Genomic DNA, 18967 nt, shown 5'->3' with positions numbered 1-18967 from the left:
CGCTCAGAAACAGCGGGCGAGAAACTTCGCCGCCTTGTCGGAGATGCCGACGATCTTGTCGGTCGCCTGGCGATAAAATTTGAAATTCAGCTCGGTCTGCGGCTTGCCGTCGTCCCAGTCGGCGAACGGCTTGAGGTCGGCGCGGCCGAGCGGGCGCTTCGCCAGCGCCGTGCGCTTCACCTCGATGCTGACGCGCGGCGTCTGCCGTATGACGCCGCTCTTCTTCGCCACCGCTTGCGCCGCGGTGACGACGCCGCGGGCGACCAAGCCGGCACCGCCTTCGTTCTCGCTGGCGAACAGATAGATGGTGTCGCCGGCGGCGATGGTCTTGCCGCCATACATCGTCTTCTGCGCGGTGAAGGTGAAGGTCTTGGCCCGCGGTTCGGCAATGTCCGTCTTGATGGCGAAGATCATCTACTCCCCGCCGATGTGCTTCCTGCGGATGACGCGCACCATCAGCCAGATGCACAGCACGGCGACCGGCACGAACAAAGCCGTCGCCAGCGTGACATCGACGGGCACGCCGCGCGCATGCGCGCCCTCGGCGATGTAGTGAAACAGGCCGACGACGTAATAGCTCACCGCCGCGACCGACAGGCCTTCCACCGTGGTCTGCAGCCGAAGCTGCAGCCGCGTGCGCTCGTTCATCGACTTGAGCAGATCGCGGTTCTGCCGCTCGAGCTCGACATCGACCCGCGTGCGCAGCAGGTTAGCGGCGCGCGCCAGCCGCTGCGATAACGTCGCCTGCCGCTCCTCGGTGGTGATGCAGGTGCGCATCGCCGGCGTCAGCCGCCGCGCCAGGAACGACGACCAGGTCGGGTAGATGCTGGCCTTGCGCTCGCCGATGGTCTGCAGCCGCAGTTCGACGATCTCGTGATAGGCGCGGCTGGCGCCGAAGCGGTAGTGGCTGGCGCCGGCGCCGGCTTCGAGTTCGGCGGCAAGCGCGGTCAGTTCGCCGAGCAGGCGCTGGTTGTCCGGCAACTGGTGCGCGGTGCAGATCTCCTGCGTCAGCTCGGCGAGCCGCGTTTCGATACGGCCGATCGACGACGACAGCCGCTGCGCCTCCGGCAGGCCGAGCAGCGCCAGCGTGCGATAGGTCTCGACCTCGACGATGCGCTGCACGATGGCGCCGGCGCGCTCCGCGCCTAAGCCGCGGTCGAGCACGATGATGCGCACGAAGCCGGCGGCGCCGGGCTGGAAGTCGGTGGCGAACAGCGCCGTGCCGTCCGAATTCTCCGCCACCGCGAGGCTGGCGTGATCGAACAGCGTATCGACCGCGATCGGCTTATCGGCGTCGTCGCGCACCAGGTTGAGATCGAGCGCTACCAGCAGCGGCCCGGGCTGCGGCACGATGGCCATCGCCCCGGCGAGCGAGGCCGCGTCCGGATAGAACGGCTGGCCGGCGGACGGCGCCATCTCGAAGGTGTAGGTGGTGAACTCGGAATGCTGCTCCCAGCGCAAGGTGACGTCGTCGAAGGCGACGCGGTGATGCCGGGCGACGGCGTCGAGCGGCTCGAGCTTGCGCCGCGCGCAGAAGGCGGCGAGCGCGGCGCGGTCGTTGCGGCCGGCCTCGCCCGCGGTGGCGAAGGCGAAATGGATGAGGCGGCGCGGCGTTGTAATGGCGGTGAACGGCCGGGCGTGCACCTCGGCGAGAATGGCCGCGCGCAGGGGATGCGGACTAAGCCGCGCGCCGCCCTTGATGGTGACCTCGCCCGTCATGGGCGGAATGGGGGCATGGAAAGGGGGAGGATGGCAAGGGGACCCTGGCTACTCTCTGCCCCCGGTACAGGCTAACGTTTGTGCCTATTAGACAAGCCGCCGCCGCCGTCCCATATACCGGCCATGAAACACATCGGCTTCCTCTCCTTCGGTCACTGGACCCCGTCGCCGCAGTCGGGCACGCGCTCGGCGTCCGACGCGCTGCTGCAATCCATCGAGCTGGCCGTCGCGGCCGAGGAGCTGGGCGCCGACGGCGCCTATTTCCGCGTCCACCATTTCGCCCGGCAGCTCGCCTCGCCGTTTCCGCTGCTCGCCGCCATCGGCGCGCGCACCAAGCGCATCGAGATCGGCACCGCCGTCATCGACATGCGTTATGAGAACCCGCTCTACATGGCCGAGGATGCCGGCAGCGCCGATCTCATCGCCGGCGGCCGCCTGCAGCTCGGCATTTCGCGCGGCTCGCCCGAGCAGGTGATCGACGGTTTCCGCTATTTCGGCTATGCGCCGCCCGAGGGCGAGAGCGACGCCGACATGGCGCGGCGGCATACAGAAGTGTTTCTCGAAGTGCTCAAGGGCGAAGGCTTCGCCAAGCCGAACCCGCGGCCGATGTTCTCCAATCCGCCGGGGCCGCTGCGGCTCGAGCCGTTCTCCGAGGGATTGCGCGAGCGCATCTGGTGGGGCGCCGGCACCAACGCCACCGCCGAATGGGCGGCCAAGCTCGGCATGAACCTGCAATCCTCGACGCTGAAGATCGACGAGAGCGGCGAGCCGTTCCATGTCCAGCAGGCCAAGCAGATCAGGCTGTATCGCGAGGCGTGGAAGGCGGCCGGCCACACGCGCACGCCGCGCGTCTCGGTGTCGCGTTCGATCTTCGCTTTGGTGTCGGATCGCGACCGCATGTATTTCGGCCGCGACGAGAGTCAGGATCAGGTCGGATTCCTGGGTGAGAAGGAGCGCGCGATCTTCGGCCGCTCCTACGCCGCCGAACCGGATGCCTTGATCGAACAGTTGAAGCAGGACGAGGCGATCGCCGAAGCCGATACGCTGCTGCTCACGGTGCCGAACCAGCTCGGCGTCGAATACAACGCGCATGTCATCGAGGCGATCCTCAAGCACGTCGCGCCGGGCATGGGCTGGCGGTGAAGTAACTCCGTACGTCCCCGCGAAAGCGGGGACCCAGTGCTGAATACAAGAACTGGATTCCCGCTTGCGCGGGAATGAACGGAGTTTGTGGCTTACGCCCTCAATCCCTCCAGCGCCTTCTTGTGCTTGTCGCTCAGCGGCATCGGCTTGTTGCTGGCGCGCTCGACATAGACATGCACGAAGTGGCCCTGCGCCGCGGCGGCCTGATCGTCATTGCGGAAGATGCCGATCTCGTAGCGCACGCTCGAGGTGCCGACATGGGCGACGCGCAGGCCGGCGCGCACCCGGTCGGGAAAGGCGATCGAGGCAAAATAGCTGCACTGCGTATCGACGACGAGGCCGACCACCGGGCTCGTCGCGATGTCGAGCACGCCGCTCTCGATCAGCCAGTTCGCCACCACGGTGTCGAAGAACGAGTAATAGGTGACGTTGTTGATGTGGCCGTAGACGTCGTTGTCCATCCACCGCGTCGTGATGTCGGCGACGTAAGGGAAGGCGGCGAGGGGGAGCGGTTGGGGACGGGGCATGATGTTCTCGACTCGCCAGCAACAAACTCCGTTCGCCCCAGCGAAAGCGGGGGTCCAGAAATCGAACGTGAGGGCGCTGCCGGCTCAGATGGATTCCCGCTTTCGCGGGGACGAACGGAGGATACGGCAATTCTGACGATTCGACCTACTCCGCCGCCTTCGCCCGCACGGTGCCGCCCTCGATGACGCGGCCGTCGATCTCGGAAATGCGGCCGACGCCGGTGAGCGCCATGGTGACGCTGAGCTCCTTCTTGAGAATGTCGATCGCCTTGGCGACGCCGGGCCCGCCGAGCGCCCCGAGGCCCCAAGCATAAGCGCGGCCGATCATCACCGCCTTGGCGCCGAGCGCCAGCGCGCGTTCGATGTCGGCGCCGGTGCGGATGCCGCCGTCGAACAGGATTTCGGTTTGACCGCCGACCGCATCGACGACGCGCGGCAGCATGCGGATCGATGACGACGTGCCATCGAGCTGGCGGCCGCCGTGGTTCGACACCACGATGCCGTCGGCGCCGAGTTCGACCGCGCGGCGCGCGTCATCGACGTCGAGGATGCCCTTGATCACCAGCTTGCCCGGCCAGTATTTGCGGATCCAGTCGAGGTCCGTCCAGTTCAGCGCCGGATCGAACTGCGCCTGCGTCCAGCCGGACAGCGAGTTGACGCTCTCCATGCCCGGCACGTGGCCGGCGATGTTGCCGAAGGTCCAGCTCTTGGCGTTGAGCACGCTCCAGGCCCAGGCCGGCTTGGTGGCGATGTCGATGACGTTCTTGATGCGGAATTCCGGCGGTACGGTGAGGCCATTATAGATGTCGCGATGGCGCTGGCCGAGCACCTGCAGATCGACCGTCAGCACCAGCGTATCGACCTTGGCCTTGAGGGCGCGGTCCATCAGTTGCTTGGAGAAGTCGCGGTCCTTGATGACGTAGAGCTGGAACCAGAACGGCTGGCCGGTTGCCTCGGCGACCTGTTCGATCGAGCCGATCGACATGGTCGACAGCGTGAACGGGATGCCGGCGTCGTTGGCGGCGCGGGCCGACAGGATTTCGCCGTCGCCATGTTGCATGCCGAGCAGGCCGACCGGCGCCAGGATCAGCGGCGCCGCCAGCTTCTTGCCGAGCACAGTGGTGGACAGGTCGCGCGCCGAGACGTCGACCAGCACGCGCTGCTTCAGGATGATGGCTTCGAGGTCGGCGCGGTTGGCGCGCAAGGTCTGCTCGCTGTACGAGCCGGACGCGGCGTAGTCATAAAATGCGCGCGGCACGCGCCGCTTGGCGATGGCGCGCAGATCGTCGATGCAGGCGGCGATTTTCATGAGGCTTCTCGTCGGGCGTTTCTCTCTGGTGCCGTTTTTTGACCGGCCGTGGTGCCGTTTTGACCGGCATGACCGGGAAAACCGTTAACACAGCCCCCAGGGCGGCCATATCCCGCGGGTTTTCCGGGCAGGCGCATGGCGTTGACTGGTGGAACCTTAACCGCGGCCGGTAATGATTACTCACAATTTTTGACGTAAGAGCAAGGTATTGCACGTAATATGACATGGCGCGCGGGTCTGAGGGACTGGACCCGCGGCTGCATTCGGCCAATAACGACGCCTCCCGGGACAGGAGGACGTTAAGGATCCGGCCGGGTCTCAAGGGGTGAGTGAGATGGTTCGTCGTTATTTCGGCACCGACGGTATTCGTGGGCGTGCCAACAAGGTTATTACGCCGGAGCTGGCCCTGAGGGTCGGGCAGGCCGCCGGATTGATGTTCCGTACCGGCGATCACCGCCATCGCGTGCTGATCGGCAAGGATACCCGCCTGTCCGGCTACATGATCGAGAACGCCTTGGTTGCCGGCTTCACGTCGGTCGGCATGGACGTGCTGCTCACCGGCCCGATTCCGACGCCGGCGGTCGGCATGCTGTCGCGCTCGATGCGCGCCGATCTCGGCGTCATGATTTCCGCCTCGCACAACCCGTTCGACGACAACGGCATCAAGCTGTTCGGCCCGGACGGCTTCAAGCTGTCGGACGAAGTCGAACTGAAGATCGAGGAACTGCTCGATTCCGACCTGACCAAACAGCTCGCCGAGAGCCACGATCTCGGCCGCGCCCGCCGCATCGACGGCGTGCAGGACCGCTACATCGAATTCGCCAAGCTGACGCTGCCGCGCCACCTCTCGCTCGATGGCCTGCGCGTCGTCGTCGATTGCGCCAATGGCGCCGCTTACAAGGTCGCGCCCGGCGCGCTGTGGGAAATGGGCGCCGACGTCATCGAGATCGGCGTCGAACCGGACGGCTTCAACATCAACAAGGAGTGCGGCTCGACTGATCTCGCCGCCATTTCTCGCAAGGTCCGCGAGATGCGCGCCGACATCGGCATCGCGCTCGATGGCGACGCCGATCGCGTCATGATCATCGACGAGCGCGGTCACATCGTTGACGGCGACCAGCTGATGGCCGTGATCGCCGAAAGCTTCAAGGAAGACGGCCGCCTTACCAAGCCGGGCATCGTCTCGACGGTGATGTCGAATCTCGGCCTCGAACGTTACCTCGGCAGCATCGGCCTCGACCTCCTGCGCACGCCGGTCGGCGACCGCTACGTGCTCGAGCGCATGCGCGCCGACGGTTACAATGTCGGCGGCGAGCAATCCGGCCACATCATCCTGTCCGATTATACCACCACCGGCGACGGTCTGGTGGCGGCGCTCCAGGTGCTCGCGGTGGTCAAACGCCGCGACAAGCCGGTGTCGGAAGTCTGTCATCGTTTCGACCCGCTGCCGCAGGTTCTCAAGAACGTGCGCTTCAAGGCCGGCAAGCCGCTGGAGAATGCCGGCGTCAAGACCGCGATCGCCAGCGCCGAGCAGAAGCTCGGCCGCAACGGCCGCCTGCTGGTGCGCCCGTCCGGCACCGAGCCGGTGATCCGCGTCATGGGCGAGGGTGACGACAAGGCGGTGGTCGAAGCCGCCGTCGACAGCGTCATCGACGCGCTGACCAAGGTTGCGGCGTAAGCGCACACCGGCTTCGCGAAAACGGGAAATGCGCACGGATCCGGTTCGCGCGAGCCGGCTCCGCGCCACTATTTTTCGACTGTCGTTAAGCCCTTCCAATGGCAGGATATTTGTGGGCTGCCTGGAATAATTCCGAACTGGGAGAGGACAAAAAATCGTTATATTTCAATAGATTAGAACTCTTTTAAACAGCGAATTGCTTTGACTTGGCGCAAGGCGGGCTTTAGCCAATTCCGCGAAATCCACAGCGGGTTGAGCGTAAAGCCGGGTTCTTCGATGATCGTCTGTTCCTGCAACGTATTGAGCGACAAGGCCGTTCGCAGCGCCTGCGCCAGTTCGGCGCCGCGCACGACCGGGCAGGTCTATGGCTGCCTCGGCTGCAGCGCCCAGTGCGGCCGCTGCGCGCGCACCATCCGCAAGATCATGAACGAAGCGTTGGGCGCCGCCGGTGCCTGTCCGTCGGGCTGCGCCTGCGCGGCCCATGCGCCGCAGCGCGATTGACCGCTTTTACATAACGAACCGCATGACGGCGCGGACGCGCGGCCGGCCGCGCCCCGCAAACTTGACCGGGTGCGCCGTTCGTTGAATTGTTCTTGAGACAAAGTAACGCCGGCGGCACGCGCGACGACTACGTGGCGGCGGGGCCGGCTCAAAAGAGGATGTCAGGCGCATGAAGGGCGAAGCCAAAGTCATCGAGTACCTCAACAAGGCGCTTCGCCATGAACTGACCGCCGTCAACCAGTACTGGCTGCACTACCGGCTGCTCGACAATTGGGGCCTCAAGGATCTCGCCAAACAGTGGCGCAAGGAATCGATCGAGGAGATGGAGCACGCCGACAAGCTGATCGAGCGCATCATATTCTTCGACGGCTTCCCCAACATGCAGGTGCTCGATCCGCTGCACATCGGCCAGGACGTCAAGGAGATCCTCGACTGCGATCTTGCCGCCGAATTGTCGGCGCGCGCGCTCTATCAGGAGGCCGCGCATTACTGCAACGGCGTCAAGGATTACGTGACGCGCGACCTGTTCGAGAAACTGATGTCGGACGAAGAGCACCACATCGACTTTCTCGAGACGCAACTCGACCTCGTCGCCAAGCTCGGTGTGCAGCTTTATTCGCAGCATCACATCGGCGAGATGGGTGAGGACCACTAAGCGTCGCCAGGGCGGCCTGCCGGAGTCGCTCACAATCCGCGCGCGTGGCGGGTATCGTCGTTATCTGCTATTTATAAAAGGATGGGTAACGGAGCCGTCTCGCGCCATCAGGGGGAGGCAGTACGATGTCCGGCCGGTTGGTTCGTCTTGGAATGAGGGTCGTCCACGTCTGCGCCGCCGCGCTGTTGGTCGCTTTGGCCGGCACCCCGCGGGCGGGCCAGGCGGCAGAATGGCCGACGCGAACGGTCACACTGACACAGACCTTCGCCGGCGGCGGTACGATGGACTTCGCCGTTCGCTCCATCGCCCAGGCGATGACGGAATCGTTCGGCCAGCCATTCGTCGTCGAAACCAAAGCGGGCGGCAGCGGCCTCGTCGGATTGCTGGCAACGGCCAAGGCGCCGCCGGAAGGCTATGACTTCGTCGTCACCGCCATCGGGCCGATGGTGTTCAGGCCGATGCTTGAAAAGGACCTCGGCTTCGACGCCGACAAAGACTTCGAACCGGTCATTCTCATTGGCGCCACACCGAACGGCGTGCTGGCATCGCCGAAGATCGGCGTCTCGACCGTCGCCGAGCTCAAGGCCTGGGCGGCCAGGAACGGCAACAGGCTGAACATCGGCATGCCGGGCGTCGGCACGATGGGGCAATACTGCGGCGTGTTGCTGCTCGAGAAGCTCGGCATCGAAGGCAACTTCATCAACTATCGCGGCGCGACGCCGATGGTGCAGGACCTGCTCGGCGGGCAGATTGAGCTGGGCACGCCGGCTTTCGGCCCGAGCACGATGGCGACGAAGGTTCTGGCTGTCGCCGCCGATCAGCGGCTCGATGTCGCGCCCGACGTTCCGACGCTGAAAGAATCCGGGATCGACCTCACCTGTTCGACGTGGAACGCGATCTTTGCGCCCCGCGGCACACCGAAGCCGATCATCGCCAGGCTCAACGCCGCGATCGCCGCCTATCTCGAGAAGCCCGAGACGAAAAAGGCGTTCAGCGGTATTGGACTGACCCCGTGGGGCGGATCGCCGGAGCGCGTCACCGCGCAAATGGCCGACGATCGAAAGACCTGGGGCGACATCGTCAAGCGCCTGCAGCCATCCAATCCGAAGCAGTAACGAAAGCCGCCGCCGCCCATGAACGTGAACGGCCGCGCCATCGATATCCCGACCGCCGACGGAACGATGGACGCTTACGCGGCGTGGCCGGCCGAGGGCGGTCCGTTTCCCCTTGTCATCATGTTCATGGACATCTGGGGTCTGCGCGAGGAGCTGTTTGCGCTCACGCGCAAGGTCGCGTGCCACGGCTATTATTGCGTCGTCCCCAATCTCTACTATCGCAGCGGCAGGATCCGATACGAACGGCGCAACGCCGCGGGCCGCATGGTCTCGTTCGATACGCTGCCGCAGAATCTGCAGCAGGAAATGCTGGTGCTCGGCCGTGGCCTGACACGACAGATGATCGAGACGGACGTGTCGGCGATCTTCGATTTTGCCCGCACGCAGCCGGTTTCAACGGGCCCGGCCGGGACGGTCGGCTTTTGCCTCGGCGGGCGGATCGGGTTCTTCGCCGCCCAATCGTTCCCCGATCGCATTCGCGCGACCTCGAGCTTCCATGGCACGCTTCTGGTCACCGATGCGCCCGACTCGCCGCATCGCCTGATCAATCGCATGAAAGGCGAGGTCTATTGCGGCCATGGCGAACACGACCGCTTCAGCGAACCGCAGATTCTCGCCGCGCTCGAGGCGCCGTTCAAGGGTCGCAGCGACCTGACCTATCGCTCCAGCTTTCACCGCGGTGCGCATCACGGCTACTCGTTGCCCGACCGCGACGTTCACGACGCCGCGGCGACCGAAACCGACTGGCAGGAGACCTTCGCCATGTTCGCGCGGCAGCTCAAGCCTGCGCGAGCTTCACGTGCGCCCGCATGAATTCGATGAAGGCCTTTACGGCCGGCGCCGCTTCATTGCGACGATAGACCAGGGCAAGTTCGAACGTGCGGCTGACGCCTTCGACCTTCCGGAACACGATGCCGGGCACATGCGCGTTCGTCATCGGTTCGGACATGACGCTCAAGCCGACGCCGGCGGCGCACAAGGTCAGCACCGAAAAGATGTCCGGCGCGCGCTCGATGATGCGAAGCGACTTGCCGGGCGGCGAGATCGCCGAGATGTTGCCGCCACCGAAGCCGACTTCCATCTCCAGCGATACTGCGACGAAAGGTTCGCCGGCGATGGCCTCCGGCGTGATGTGTTTGCGCTTGGCGAGCGGATTGCGCTCGGGAATCGCGACATAATAGGGCTGACGGTCGACGACGAACCCGGTGAGACCGGCGGGATAGCTCTGCGGCGCGGCAGTAAAGCCGACGTCGAGCGTGTCGTCAGTCAGAGCGCGAAACTGTTCGAATGTCACGAGACGCCGCAACTGCAACATCACGTCCGGATGGTTCTCACGAAAGGCCACAAGGTTTCGCGACACGAAGCCGCTGAGACCGGCCGAAAAGATGTAACCGAGCGCGATCGATCCGACATCGCCGCGCGCCGCACGGCGTCCGATCATCTCGGCATTGGCGGCCTGTGCCAGGGTGGCATAGGCCTCGACCAGGAAGCGCTTGCCGGTTGCCGTCAGCGTCACCACGCTCTTGGTCCGGCGCAGGAACAGCTTGGCGCCGAGCAATCCTTCCAGCGCCAGAATCTGATGACTGAGCGTCGGCGCCGAGATGTTGAGGCGCGCGGCGGCGCGGCCGAAATGCAGCTCTTCGGCGACGGCAACAAAATACCTCAAGTGGCGTAATTCCATGCTCCGATTATGAGGTAAAACCTTACAAAACGCGATATCCGCGATAATGACAATTGGGCGACTAGTCGCCATCTTCAATGCGTGGTTGTGGCCAGTTTCAAGGCGCCGGTCTCTTTTTGTGTGGCGTACGACCGCGACTGAGACAGGAAACCAGAGGCCCAAAACAGGCATTCCGGACTATCAGGCGCCAATGACAATGAAAGACTTTCCATTGCATAACGACGGCAACGTCGTTCCGCTCGATACCAAGCTGAAACCCAAGGCCGACGCTCGCGACCATGAGAGGCAGGGCTTTGAGAAGGCCGTGCCTGGCGCCAAAGACGATCCGCGCATGCAGGAAGCCGTCCGCTTGATGGAAGCTTTCTTTGCGATCGAAGCGCCGGCGGCGCGGGAGGCGCTGGTCAACCTCGCCGAGCAGCTCGTCAGTCACGATTGGGCGCGGCGCGGACAGCGTCGATAAGCGAGCCTGCGACGGATTGCTCCGCCACAGCGGTAAAGAGAATCTTAAAGCCCAGGATGCTGCGGCCGCTCAAGGCGGCGCGCGGCACGTATGGAACAATCGTTAAAAATCGTCGTTAAAAAACAGGGTTAAGAGCCACTTAAGGATTTGGTGCCATCGTCCTCCAGTCTTCTTTCGTCGCGACGTGTGCGGCGAAACAGTTGAGGGATGACGGTCTAATGAGTGCGCGTCTTAAAATCGGAATCGTCGCCGCAGCTGCGTCGTTCATCGCGACGGTGTCGCACGCGGCCGACTATTCACCACCGCCTTGCTACGATGCAGCGACGATCGCGGCCGGGCGCGCCCCGCCGGGCGCCGTTCCCTGCTATCTGCCGCCGCCGCCGGTCGTGGTCGAAGAATATTCGGGCTGGTACCTGCGCGGTGATATCGGCATCAGCAATCAGCAGGTGAAGACGCTCAACAACTCCGCAGGCATCACGCCGGCGTCCTCGAGCTACGGATTCGATTCGGCCGGGATCTTCGGTCTTGGCGTCGGCTATTATTTCAATGACTGGCTGCGCTTCGACGTGACCGGTGAATATCGCAGCCGAGCCAACTTCAAGGGTTCCGAAATCTATAATTTCAACGGCGGCAGAGCCACCGATGAATACACGGGCAGCAAGTCGGAATGGCTGTTCCTGGCCAATGCCTATATCGACCTCGGCACCTGGAACAACGTGACGCCGTTCGTCGGTGGCGGCGTCGGCTTCTCACGCATCAACATCCAGAGCTTCCAGGACGTCTGCCACGGTTGCGGCGGCAATCCTGCGAACAACGGCGTGTCCTTCGCGGCGGACAATGCGAAGTGGAATTTCGCATGGGCCTTGTATGCCGGTCTTGCCTACAAGGTGTCGAAGAACTTCACCGTTGAACTGGCTTATCGCTATGTCGATCTGGGCAAGGCCGAAACTGGCAGCCTGGTGGCCTATGACGGGTCGGAGGTTCTGGCCGGCTCGACGTTCGACCGCATCACGTCGCACGACGTGAAGCTCGGTCTGCGCTGGAATCTCGACGGCTTCGACATGTTCTCGCGACCGGCACCGCAATACTACGCACCGCCGCCGGTTTATGCGCCGCCGCCTGTCTACATGCAGCCGCCGCTACAGAGCAAAGGCTAGTGAAACACCGGCCGCGTCGTTAACGGCGCGGCCGCTTGGTGAAAATTCTTGGTTGATGGCGGTTTAACAAAATCGCCGAATCGAGACGCGGCGTCGTGTCGCGAAGGAGTGGGGTGATGGGTCTGGTTCGGACGTCGGCAATCGGATTGGCGAGCCTTGCCGGGTTGGCCAGCGCGCAAGCGGCCGATATGCCGGGCAACCGGCCTGTCGCGCCGCCCGCCTATGTGCGGCCGCTGGAGCCGCCGGCACTGCTCAGCGGCTGGTACCTGCGCGGCGACATCGGCTATCGCTGGGGGCACGTCTCCGGCTCGAATGTGGCCCCGGGATTTGCGGCGCCGGGCAGCGAGAAACTCGGCGGCAGTTTTGCCGGCGGCGTCGGCCTCGGCGTCAAGACCGGCTGGCTGCGCACCGACGGCACCATCGATTTCGGCTCGCCGATGAAATACGAGGCGACGACGCTCACGCCGAACGACACCACCGCCAAGGTTTCCGCCATCACCGCGCTGTTCAACGGTTACCTGGACCTCGGCACCTGGTATCGCGCGACGCCGTACATCGGCGGCGGCCTCGGTGCGACGCGGCTGCGCGTCAGCGAATATCAGAGCACGGTCGCGCCCCCGTTCAGCGGCGACGGCGCACACAGCCAGTGGAATTTCGCCTGGGCGGCGATGGCGGGCGTTGCTTACCGGATCGCGCCCAACATGCAGGTCGATGTCGGCTATCGCTATCTCGCGCTCGGCGATGTCTCGACCGCCAGCGACGCTGCCGGACAGATGACTCTCAAGAACATCGCCAACCACGAAGTTCGGGTCGGCCTGCGTTGGAATTTCGATGACTTACCCACACTACGATAACGCACTTCGCCGGCGCGGGCAGGGCGTTGCCTTGCGGGCGTTGCTGCTCGGCGCCGCGGTTGCGACATTCGCCGCGCCGCCGTTCGCCGCCAGGGCGGCCGACTGGCCCGGCGAGTCGCCGCTGCGCGGCTCGTTCGAACCGCCGGCGCTGGCGGGCAGCGGCATACGCTGGGATGGCATCAATTTCGGCGGTCAGTTCGGCGTCGGAAACATGATCACCAACTTCGGCAGCAGCAACAGCGAGCAGGTGGCCTACGATTTCCGCAACACCACCGTGCTGAACGAGTATCACCCCGAGAACTGGTCGACACTGCCGTCGAGCGTCACCAATGGCCGCACCTATGGCGGCTTCCTCGGTTACAGCGCGCAGTGGGAAGGCGTCATCCTCGGCGCGGATATCACCTACAACAAGACCACGGGCTTCGATCAGTCCGAGGCCGATTCGATCGGCCGGCAGTTCAACACCTCGGACGGTTACAACAACAACGTCACCATCGATTCGCAGGCCACGGTGCGGCTGAAGGACTACGCGACCTTCCGCGCGCGGGCCGGCTATCCGATGGGCCAATTCATGCCTTATGCCTTCGCCGGCGTTGCCGTCGGACGCTTCGACTACGCGGTCAGCACGCGCATCCGCGCGAGCGGCACCGACGTCGGCGGCGGTGGCGGCAGTCCCTACAGCAGCGATCACACCTATACCGACTCGAAGCAGAATGCCTTCTCGGCGGGCTTCGCCGGCGGTGTGGGCCTCGACGTGGCGCTGACGCCCAACGTGTTCCTGCGCGCCGAATGGGAATACCTGACGTTCGGCGCGATCAACGGCATTCGCAATTCGCTCAATAACGGCCGGGTCGGCGTCGGTATGCGTTTCTAACGCATTAAATATTCGCCATTCGCGCCAGCGCGGTTGACCGGCGCGGGCTGATCGACTATCTCCGCCAGTGGGACACCTCTCCCCAACGAGAGGCTTCTATCTGGAAGGATAGTCATATGACCGCGACTAAGCCCGGCGTGCGGCCGGCCAACCCGCACTTTTCGTCCGGCCCCTGCGCCAAGCGCCCCGGCTGGACCCTCCAAGCCCTCAAAGATGCGGCTCTCGGCCGCTCCCATCGCGCCAAGATCGGCAAGGCCAAGCTCAAGCAGGCCATCGATCTGACGCGCGAAATCCTCAATGTTCCGGCCGACTACAAGATCGGCATCGTGCCTGCCTCCGATACGGGCGCCGTCGAAATGGCGCTGTGGTCGATGCTCGGCGCACGTCCCGTCACCATGCTGGCCTGGGAATCCTTCGGCGAAGGCTGGGTCACCGATGTCATCAAGCAGCTCAAGCTGAAGGACGTCACTGAACTCAAGGCGGCCTACGGCGAATTGCCGGATCTGTCGAAAGTCGATTTCAAGACCGACGTCGTCTTCACCTGGAACGGCACCACCTCGGGCGTGCGCGTGCCGAACGGCGACTGGATCAAGGCCGATCGTGAAGGTCTGACGATCTGCGACGCCACCTCGGCGGCGTTCGCGCAGAACCTCGATTTCACCAAGCTCGATGTCGTCACCTTCTCCTGGCAGAAGGTGCTGGGCGGCGAGGGCGCGCACGGCATGCTCATTCTCTCGCCGCGCGCCGTCGAGCGTCTCGAGACCTACAAGCCGGCCTGGCCGCTGCCGAAGATCTTCCGCATGACGAAGAACGGCAAGCTCAACGAAGGCATCTTCGTCGGCGAAACCATCAACACGCCGTCGATGCTGTGCGTCGAGGATTATCTCGATGCGTTGAACTGGGCAAAGTCGGTCGGCGGTCTGAAAGGTCTGCAGGCGCGTTCGGATGCCAATGCGAAAGCGCTGGCCGACTGGGTCGCCAGGACCGCGTGGATCGACCACCTCGCCAAGAAGCCCGAGACGCGGTCCAACACCTCGGTGTGCCTCGTCGTCGCCGATCCGGCGGTGACCAAGCTCACGCTCGACGAGCAGGCGGCGTTCGCCAAGAGCCTCGCCTCGATGCTCGAGAAGGAAGGCGTCGCCAACGACATCGCCTTCTATCGCGATGCGCCGCCGGGCCTCCGCATCTGGTGCGGCGCCACCATCGAGACCAAGGACGTCGAAGCTTTGACGCCGTGGCTCGACTGGGCCTTCGAACAGGCCAAGGCCGCGCTGCCGAAGGCAGCGTAACGACACGGTCATTCCGGGGCGCGCCGAACGGCGCGAACCCGGAATCCGCCCCCGATCGAAATCTTCAAATTGCATCTGGATTCCGGGTTCGCTCGCTTTGCCCGCGGCCCGGAATGACGCCATCACAGGACATGGACCATGCCCAAAGTTCTCATCTCCGACGCTCTGTCTCCCGCCGCCATCCAGATCTTCAAGGATCGCGGCGTCGAAGTCGATTTCCAGCCGGCGCTCGGCAAGGACAAGGACAAGCTCGCCGAAATCATCGGCAACTATGACGGCCTCGCCATCCGCTCGGCCACCAAGGTGACGCCGAAGATCCTGGAAAACGCCAAGAACCTGCGCGTCATCGGCCGCGCCGGCATCGGCGTCGACAACGTCGATATCCCGGCGGCGACCGCCAAGGGCATCATCGTGATGAACACGCCCTTCGGCAATTCGATCACCACCGCCGAACACGCCATCTCGCTGATGCTGGCGCTCGCCCGCCAGATCCCGGAAGCCGATCGCTCGACGCAGGCCGGCAAGTGGGAAAAGAACAAGTTCATGGGCGTCGAGATCACGGCCAAGACGCTCGGCGTCATCGGCTGCGGCAATATCGGCTCGATCGTCGCCGACCGTGCTCTCGGCCTGAAGATGAAAGTGATCGCCTTCGATCCGTTCCTGTCGCCGGAGCGTGCCGTCGATATCGGCGTCGAGAAGGTCGAGCTCGAGGATCTGCTCAAGCGCGCCGACTTCATCACGCTGCACACGCCGCTCACCGACAAGACGCGCAACATTCTCGACGCCACCGCGCTGAACAAGACCAAGAAGGGCGTGCGCATCATCAACTGCGCCCGCGGCGGCCTGGTCGATGAAAACGCGCTGCGCGCCGCGCTCGATTCCGGCCACGTCGCCGGCGCCGCCTTCGACGTCTTCGTCACCGAGCCGGCGACCGAAAACGTGCTGTTCGGCCATCCCAATGTCATCTGCACGCCGCATCTGGGCGCCTCGACCACGGAAGCGCAGGAGAACGTGGCGCTGCAGGTCGCCGAGCAGATGGCGGACTACCTGATGACCGGCGCCATCACCAACGCCATCAACTTCCCGTCGATCAGCGCCGAAGAGGCGCCGAAGCTCAAGCCATTCGTCGAACTCGCCGAAAAGCTCGGCTCCTTCGCCGGCCAGTTGACCGAGACCGGCATCTCGAAGGTGCAGATCGCCTATGAGGGCGCGGTGGCGCAGATGAACACCCGCGCGCTCACCTCGGCGGCGCTCGCCGGGCTGCTGCGGCCGATGCTCGGCGACGTCAACGTCGTGTCCGCGCCGGTCATCGCCAAGGAGCGCGGCATGATCGTTGAGGAGACGACGCGGCAGGTGGCGGGCGACTATGACAGCCTGATCACCATCACCGTGCTGACCGAGCGCCAGTCGCGGCACGTGTCCGGCACCGTGTTCGCCGACGGTCGCCCGCGTATCGTCAACATCAAGGGCATCCGCATGGACGCGGAATTCGCGCCGTCCATGGTCTACATCACCAATCTCGACAAGCCGGGCTTCATCGGCAAGTTCTCCGGCACGTTGGGCGAGGCGAACATCAACATCGCCACCTTCCACGTCGGCCGCGAAACCGCCGGCGGCAACGCGGTGGCGCTGATCGAGATCGACGGCGAACTGCCGGAAGACGTGCTCGCCAAAGTGCGCGCGCTGCCGCAGGTGCAATCGGCCAAGCCGCTGCATTTCTAGGCCGGCAATCGCTTTGCACGAAAAAAGGCCGCGGACGTTTTGTCCGCGGCCTTTGCTTTTGCGTCCGATCTACCGGCTCTGCGCCACCGGCGCCGGCAGCACGTCAACGGCCGGAATCTCGATCGCAGGCACGTAAGTGGCCGGCTTGCCGCCGACCGCCACGCCGCCGGCGATGCGTACCTGCTGGTTGTCGCGGAAGTAGCTGTACGGAAACTCGACGGCCGGCGCGCTGACGGCGTCAAGGCGCGCTTTCAGTTCGCCGGGAATCTCGAACGACAGCGCGGCCATGTTGTCGTTCAACTGCGACAGCTTGGTTGCGCCCAGAATGACGCTGGCAACGCCCGGCCGGTTGGCCACCCAGTTGAGCGCGACCTGCGCCATGCTTCGGCCCATCGCCTTGGCGACCGCGTCGAGCTCGTTCACGATGTCCCAGTTGCGCTGCTTGAACTTGTCGAAGGCAGAGACGGCAGAGCCTTTCACCGCTTCGAGACGGCCGTCGCCGGTGCCGCCATCCTGGCTCGGCCGGTACTTGCCGGACAGGAGACCGCTGCCGAGCGGGCTCCACACCATGATGCCCATGCCATGCTGTGTGCCGAGATCGGTGAACTCGCGTTCGATGTTGCGCTCGACCAGCGAATATTCGAGCTGCAGGGCGGAAATCGGTTCGTAGCCGCGCCAGTCGGCCAGCGTCTGGGCACGAGAGGCGTACCACGCCGGCACGTCCGACAGGCCGGCGTGACGAATCTTGCCGGCGCGGACGAGATCGTCGAGCGTGCGCATCACTTCTTCGGCCGGCGTCACGCGGTCCCAGGTGTGCAGGATATAGAGGTCGATGTAGTCGGTGCCGAGCCGCTTCAACGATCCCTCGACGGCGCGCAGGATGTTCTTGCGGCCGTTGCCGCCGGCATTCGGATTGCCCGGCTCGCCGTTGTAGGTGAACTTGGTGGCGATCACCGCCTTGTCGCGCAGGCCGCGTTCGGCGACGAATTCGCCGAGCCAGGTTTCGCTGGTGCCGTTGGTGTAGAGGTCGGCGGTGTCGAAGAAATTGCCGCCCGCGTCGGCATAGGCGTTGAACAATTGCCGCGCCGTCTCCTTGTCGGAGCCCCAGCCCCATTCGGTACCGAAGGTCATGGTGCCCAGCGCCAACCGGCTGACGCGCAGGCCGGTGCGGCCGAGGGTGTAGTAGCTGTCCAGGGGTGAGGTCATCGATCGTCTCCGTATGTCGCGGCCGGGGAGGGCTGCGGCGGAGAACATCGGCCCGATCCGGCCATTCGATAATACGGTTTAATGAGAATGCACTATTCGATATGATGCATGAATGGACCGCGATCTTCTCGCCCATCTGCCGGTGATCATCGCCGTTGCCCGGCGCGGCGGTTTCGCCGCGGCCGCGGCGGAACTGAACATGAGTCCATCGGCGGTCAGTCACGCCGTGCGGCTGGTGGAGGATCGCCTCGGCACGCCATTGTTCACGCGCACGACCCGCAGTGTGGCGGTGACCGAAGCGGGGCAGGCTCTTATCGAAGCGGCTGAGCCGGCGCTCAGGGAGATCGACGAGCGCATTGAACGCGTGAAGGCGGCCAAGGGAAGGGTGAGCGGCCTGTTGCGTCTGAACGTGCCGAGCATGTCGGTGCCGATCGCGATCACGCCGGTTGTGCGGGCGATGGCAAAGCGCTTTCCTGACGTGACCGTCGAGTTGTTTGTCGACGATGCGCTGACCGACATTGTGGCCGGCTCGTTCGACGCCGGCGTCCGCCTCGGCGAAATGATCGCACTGGACATGGTCACGGTGCGCCTGACGCCGCCCTTCAAGACCATTATCGTCGCCTCGCCCGATTATCTGACGGCGCAGGGACGACCAACGGCGATTGCCGATCTCGCTCGTCACAACTGTATCGGCTACCGGATGGCGACGGCGGGCAACCTCTACAGGTGGGACCTCAATGATGGTAAGCGCGTCGTCGCGATCGATGTGAGCGGCTCCGCCATTGTCAGCACGACGGTCTATGCGCGTGAACTGGCGCTCGCCGGCGTGGGGCTTGCGTATATCTTCGAGCCGCTGGTGCGGGCCGACATTGCCGCCGGCCGGCTCACCCAGGTGCTGCCGCGAACGGCACTCGAGATGCCCGGGCTGTTCCTGTACTACCCGGCCCGCGCCGCCATGGCGCCCAAGCTTCGCGCCTTCATCGACACGGCGCGCGATATATTGCGCTCCCGCGGCCGGTGACCCCGGGCCTTTTGACCTAAGTCATGGGACCGAGCGCCCGCGCCGCTAACATCAGA

Annotated in this window: 19 protein-coding genes; 13 read left to right on the top strand and 6 right to left on the bottom strand. The window is 64.5% G+C overall.

The features are described from left to right. Positions 1–3 precede the first annotated feature (3 nt). Entirely contained in the window at positions 4–414 is a 411-nt protein-coding gene (locus tag ASD45_RS15190) for a hypothetical protein (protein ID WP_056912251.1), read from the bottom strand. Beyond that, entirely contained in the window at positions 415–1719 is a 1305-nt protein-coding gene (locus tag ASD45_RS15185; RefSeq protein WP_056912250.1) for a DUF3422 domain-containing protein, read from the bottom strand. 123 nt (positions 1720–1842) lie between these two features. Here ASD45_RS15185 and ASD45_RS15180 point away from each other — a divergent pair, with 123 nt between their 5' ends. Further along, complete coding sequence (locus ASD45_RS15180) at positions 1843–2862, top strand: LLM class flavin-dependent oxidoreductase (protein WP_056912249.1); 1020 nt, start codon at positions 1843–1845, stop codon at positions 2860–2862. Positions 2863–2954: 92 nt separating this feature from the next. On the opposite strand, the gene ASD45_RS15175 is transcribed toward ASD45_RS15180, so the two are convergent. Continuing rightward, positions 2955–3389 (bottom strand): thioesterase family protein, encoded by a 435-nt coding sequence (locus ASD45_RS15175; RefSeq protein WP_056912248.1) that lies wholly within the window; start codon positions 3387–3389, stop codon positions 2955–2957. A 145-nt stretch (positions 3390–3534) separates the two neighbouring features. After that, the gene (locus ASD45_RS15170) at positions 3535–4698 is read right to left on the bottom strand and encodes an alpha-hydroxy acid oxidase (protein WP_056912247.1); all 1164 of its coding nucleotides are present in this window, start codon (positions 4696–4698) and stop codon (positions 3535–3537) included. 334 nt (positions 4699–5032) lie between these two features. Here ASD45_RS15170 and glmM point away from each other — a divergent pair, with 334 nt between their 5' ends. The 5 genes from glmM (at position 5033) to ASD45_RS15145 (ending at position 9460) form a co-directional block, all read left to right on the top strand. Next, entirely contained in the window at positions 5033–6376 is a 1344-nt protein-coding gene (gene glmM, locus ASD45_RS15165) for a phosphoglucosamine mutase (RefSeq protein ID WP_056912246.1), read from the top strand. Between the two features lie 276 nt (positions 6377–6652). Then, complete coding sequence (locus ASD45_RS15160) at positions 6653–6877, top strand: (2Fe-2S)-binding protein (protein ID WP_056912245.1); 225 nt, start codon at positions 6653–6655, stop codon at positions 6875–6877. Between the two features lie 169 nt (positions 6878–7046). Continuing rightward, positions 7047–7532, top strand: a complete 486-nt coding sequence (bfr, locus tag ASD45_RS15155) for a bacterioferritin (protein WP_056912244.1) — start codon at positions 7047–7049, stop codon at positions 7530–7532. Positions 7533–7684: 152 nt separating this feature from the next. Further along, positions 7685–8647, top strand: a complete 963-nt coding sequence (locus ASD45_RS15150; RefSeq protein WP_056912243.1) for a tripartite tricarboxylate transporter substrate binding protein — start codon at positions 7685–7687, stop codon at positions 8645–8647. Positions 8648–8665: 18 nt separating this feature from the next. Then, complete coding sequence (locus ASD45_RS15145) at positions 8666–9460, top strand: dienelactone hydrolase family protein (RefSeq protein WP_056912242.1); 795 nt, start codon at positions 8666–8668, stop codon at positions 9458–9460. Here ASD45_RS15145 and ASD45_RS15140 read toward each other — a convergent pair. Then, positions 9426–10313, bottom strand: a complete 888-nt coding sequence (locus ASD45_RS15140; protein ID WP_056912241.1) for a LysR substrate-binding domain-containing protein — start codon at positions 10311–10313, stop codon at positions 9426–9428. The two genes, ASD45_RS15145 and ASD45_RS15140, sit on opposite strands and share 35 nt — an antisense overlap. 211 nt (positions 10314–10524) lie before the next feature. On the opposite strand from ASD45_RS15140, the gene ASD45_RS15135 reads away from it, so the two are divergent. From ASD45_RS15135 to serA, 6 genes are all read left to right on the top strand, one after another. After that, entirely contained in the window at positions 10525–10788 is a 264-nt protein-coding gene (locus tag ASD45_RS15135; RefSeq protein ID WP_056912240.1) for a hypothetical protein, read from the top strand. 218 nt (positions 10789–11006) lie between these two features. Next, positions 11007–11945, top strand: a complete 939-nt coding sequence (locus ASD45_RS15130; protein ID WP_082540862.1) for an outer membrane beta-barrel protein — start codon at positions 11007–11009, stop codon at positions 11943–11945. Between the two features lie 116 nt (positions 11946–12061). Beyond that, positions 12062–12799 carry an outer membrane protein gene (locus ASD45_RS15125; protein WP_082540861.1) on the top strand — a complete coding sequence of 246 codons (738 nt, stop codon included), beginning with the start codon at positions 12062–12064 and terminating at the stop codon, positions 12797–12799. Then, positions 12777–13673, top strand: a complete 897-nt coding sequence (locus tag ASD45_RS15120; protein ID WP_156380877.1) for a porin family protein — start codon at positions 12777–12779, stop codon at positions 13671–13673. The genes ASD45_RS15125 and ASD45_RS15120 overlap by 23 nt, the downstream gene beginning before the upstream one ends. Before the next feature lie 116 nt (positions 13674–13789). After that, positions 13790–14962 (top strand): phosphoserine transaminase, encoded by a 1173-nt coding sequence (locus tag ASD45_RS15115; RefSeq protein WP_056912237.1) that lies wholly within the window; start codon positions 13790–13792, stop codon positions 14960–14962. A 138-nt stretch (positions 14963–15100) separates the two neighbouring features. After that, positions 15101–16684, top strand: coding sequence for a phosphoglycerate dehydrogenase (gene serA, locus ASD45_RS15110; protein ID WP_056912236.1), 1584 nt, complete (start codon positions 15101–15103; stop codon positions 16682–16684). Positions 16685–16753: 69 nt separating this feature from the next. On the opposite strand, the gene ASD45_RS15105 is transcribed toward serA, so the two are convergent. Beyond that, positions 16754–17890, bottom strand: coding sequence for an aldo/keto reductase (locus tag ASD45_RS15105; RefSeq protein WP_056912235.1), 1137 nt, complete (start codon positions 17888–17890; stop codon positions 16754–16756). Between the two features lie 112 nt (positions 17891–18002). Between ASD45_RS15105 and ASD45_RS15100 the strand changes: the two genes are divergently transcribed. After that, complete coding sequence (locus ASD45_RS15100) at positions 18003–18911, top strand: LysR substrate-binding domain-containing protein (protein WP_056912234.1); 909 nt, start codon at positions 18003–18005, stop codon at positions 18909–18911. Positions 18912–18967 lie beyond the last annotated feature (56 nt).

It is taken from the genome of Pseudolabrys sp. Root1462 (genome assembly GCF_001426945.1).
GTDB lineage: Bacteria > Pseudomonadota > Alphaproteobacteria > Rhizobiales > Xanthobacteraceae > Pseudolabrys.
This window is presented reverse-complemented; position numbering and strand designations above follow the sequence as displayed.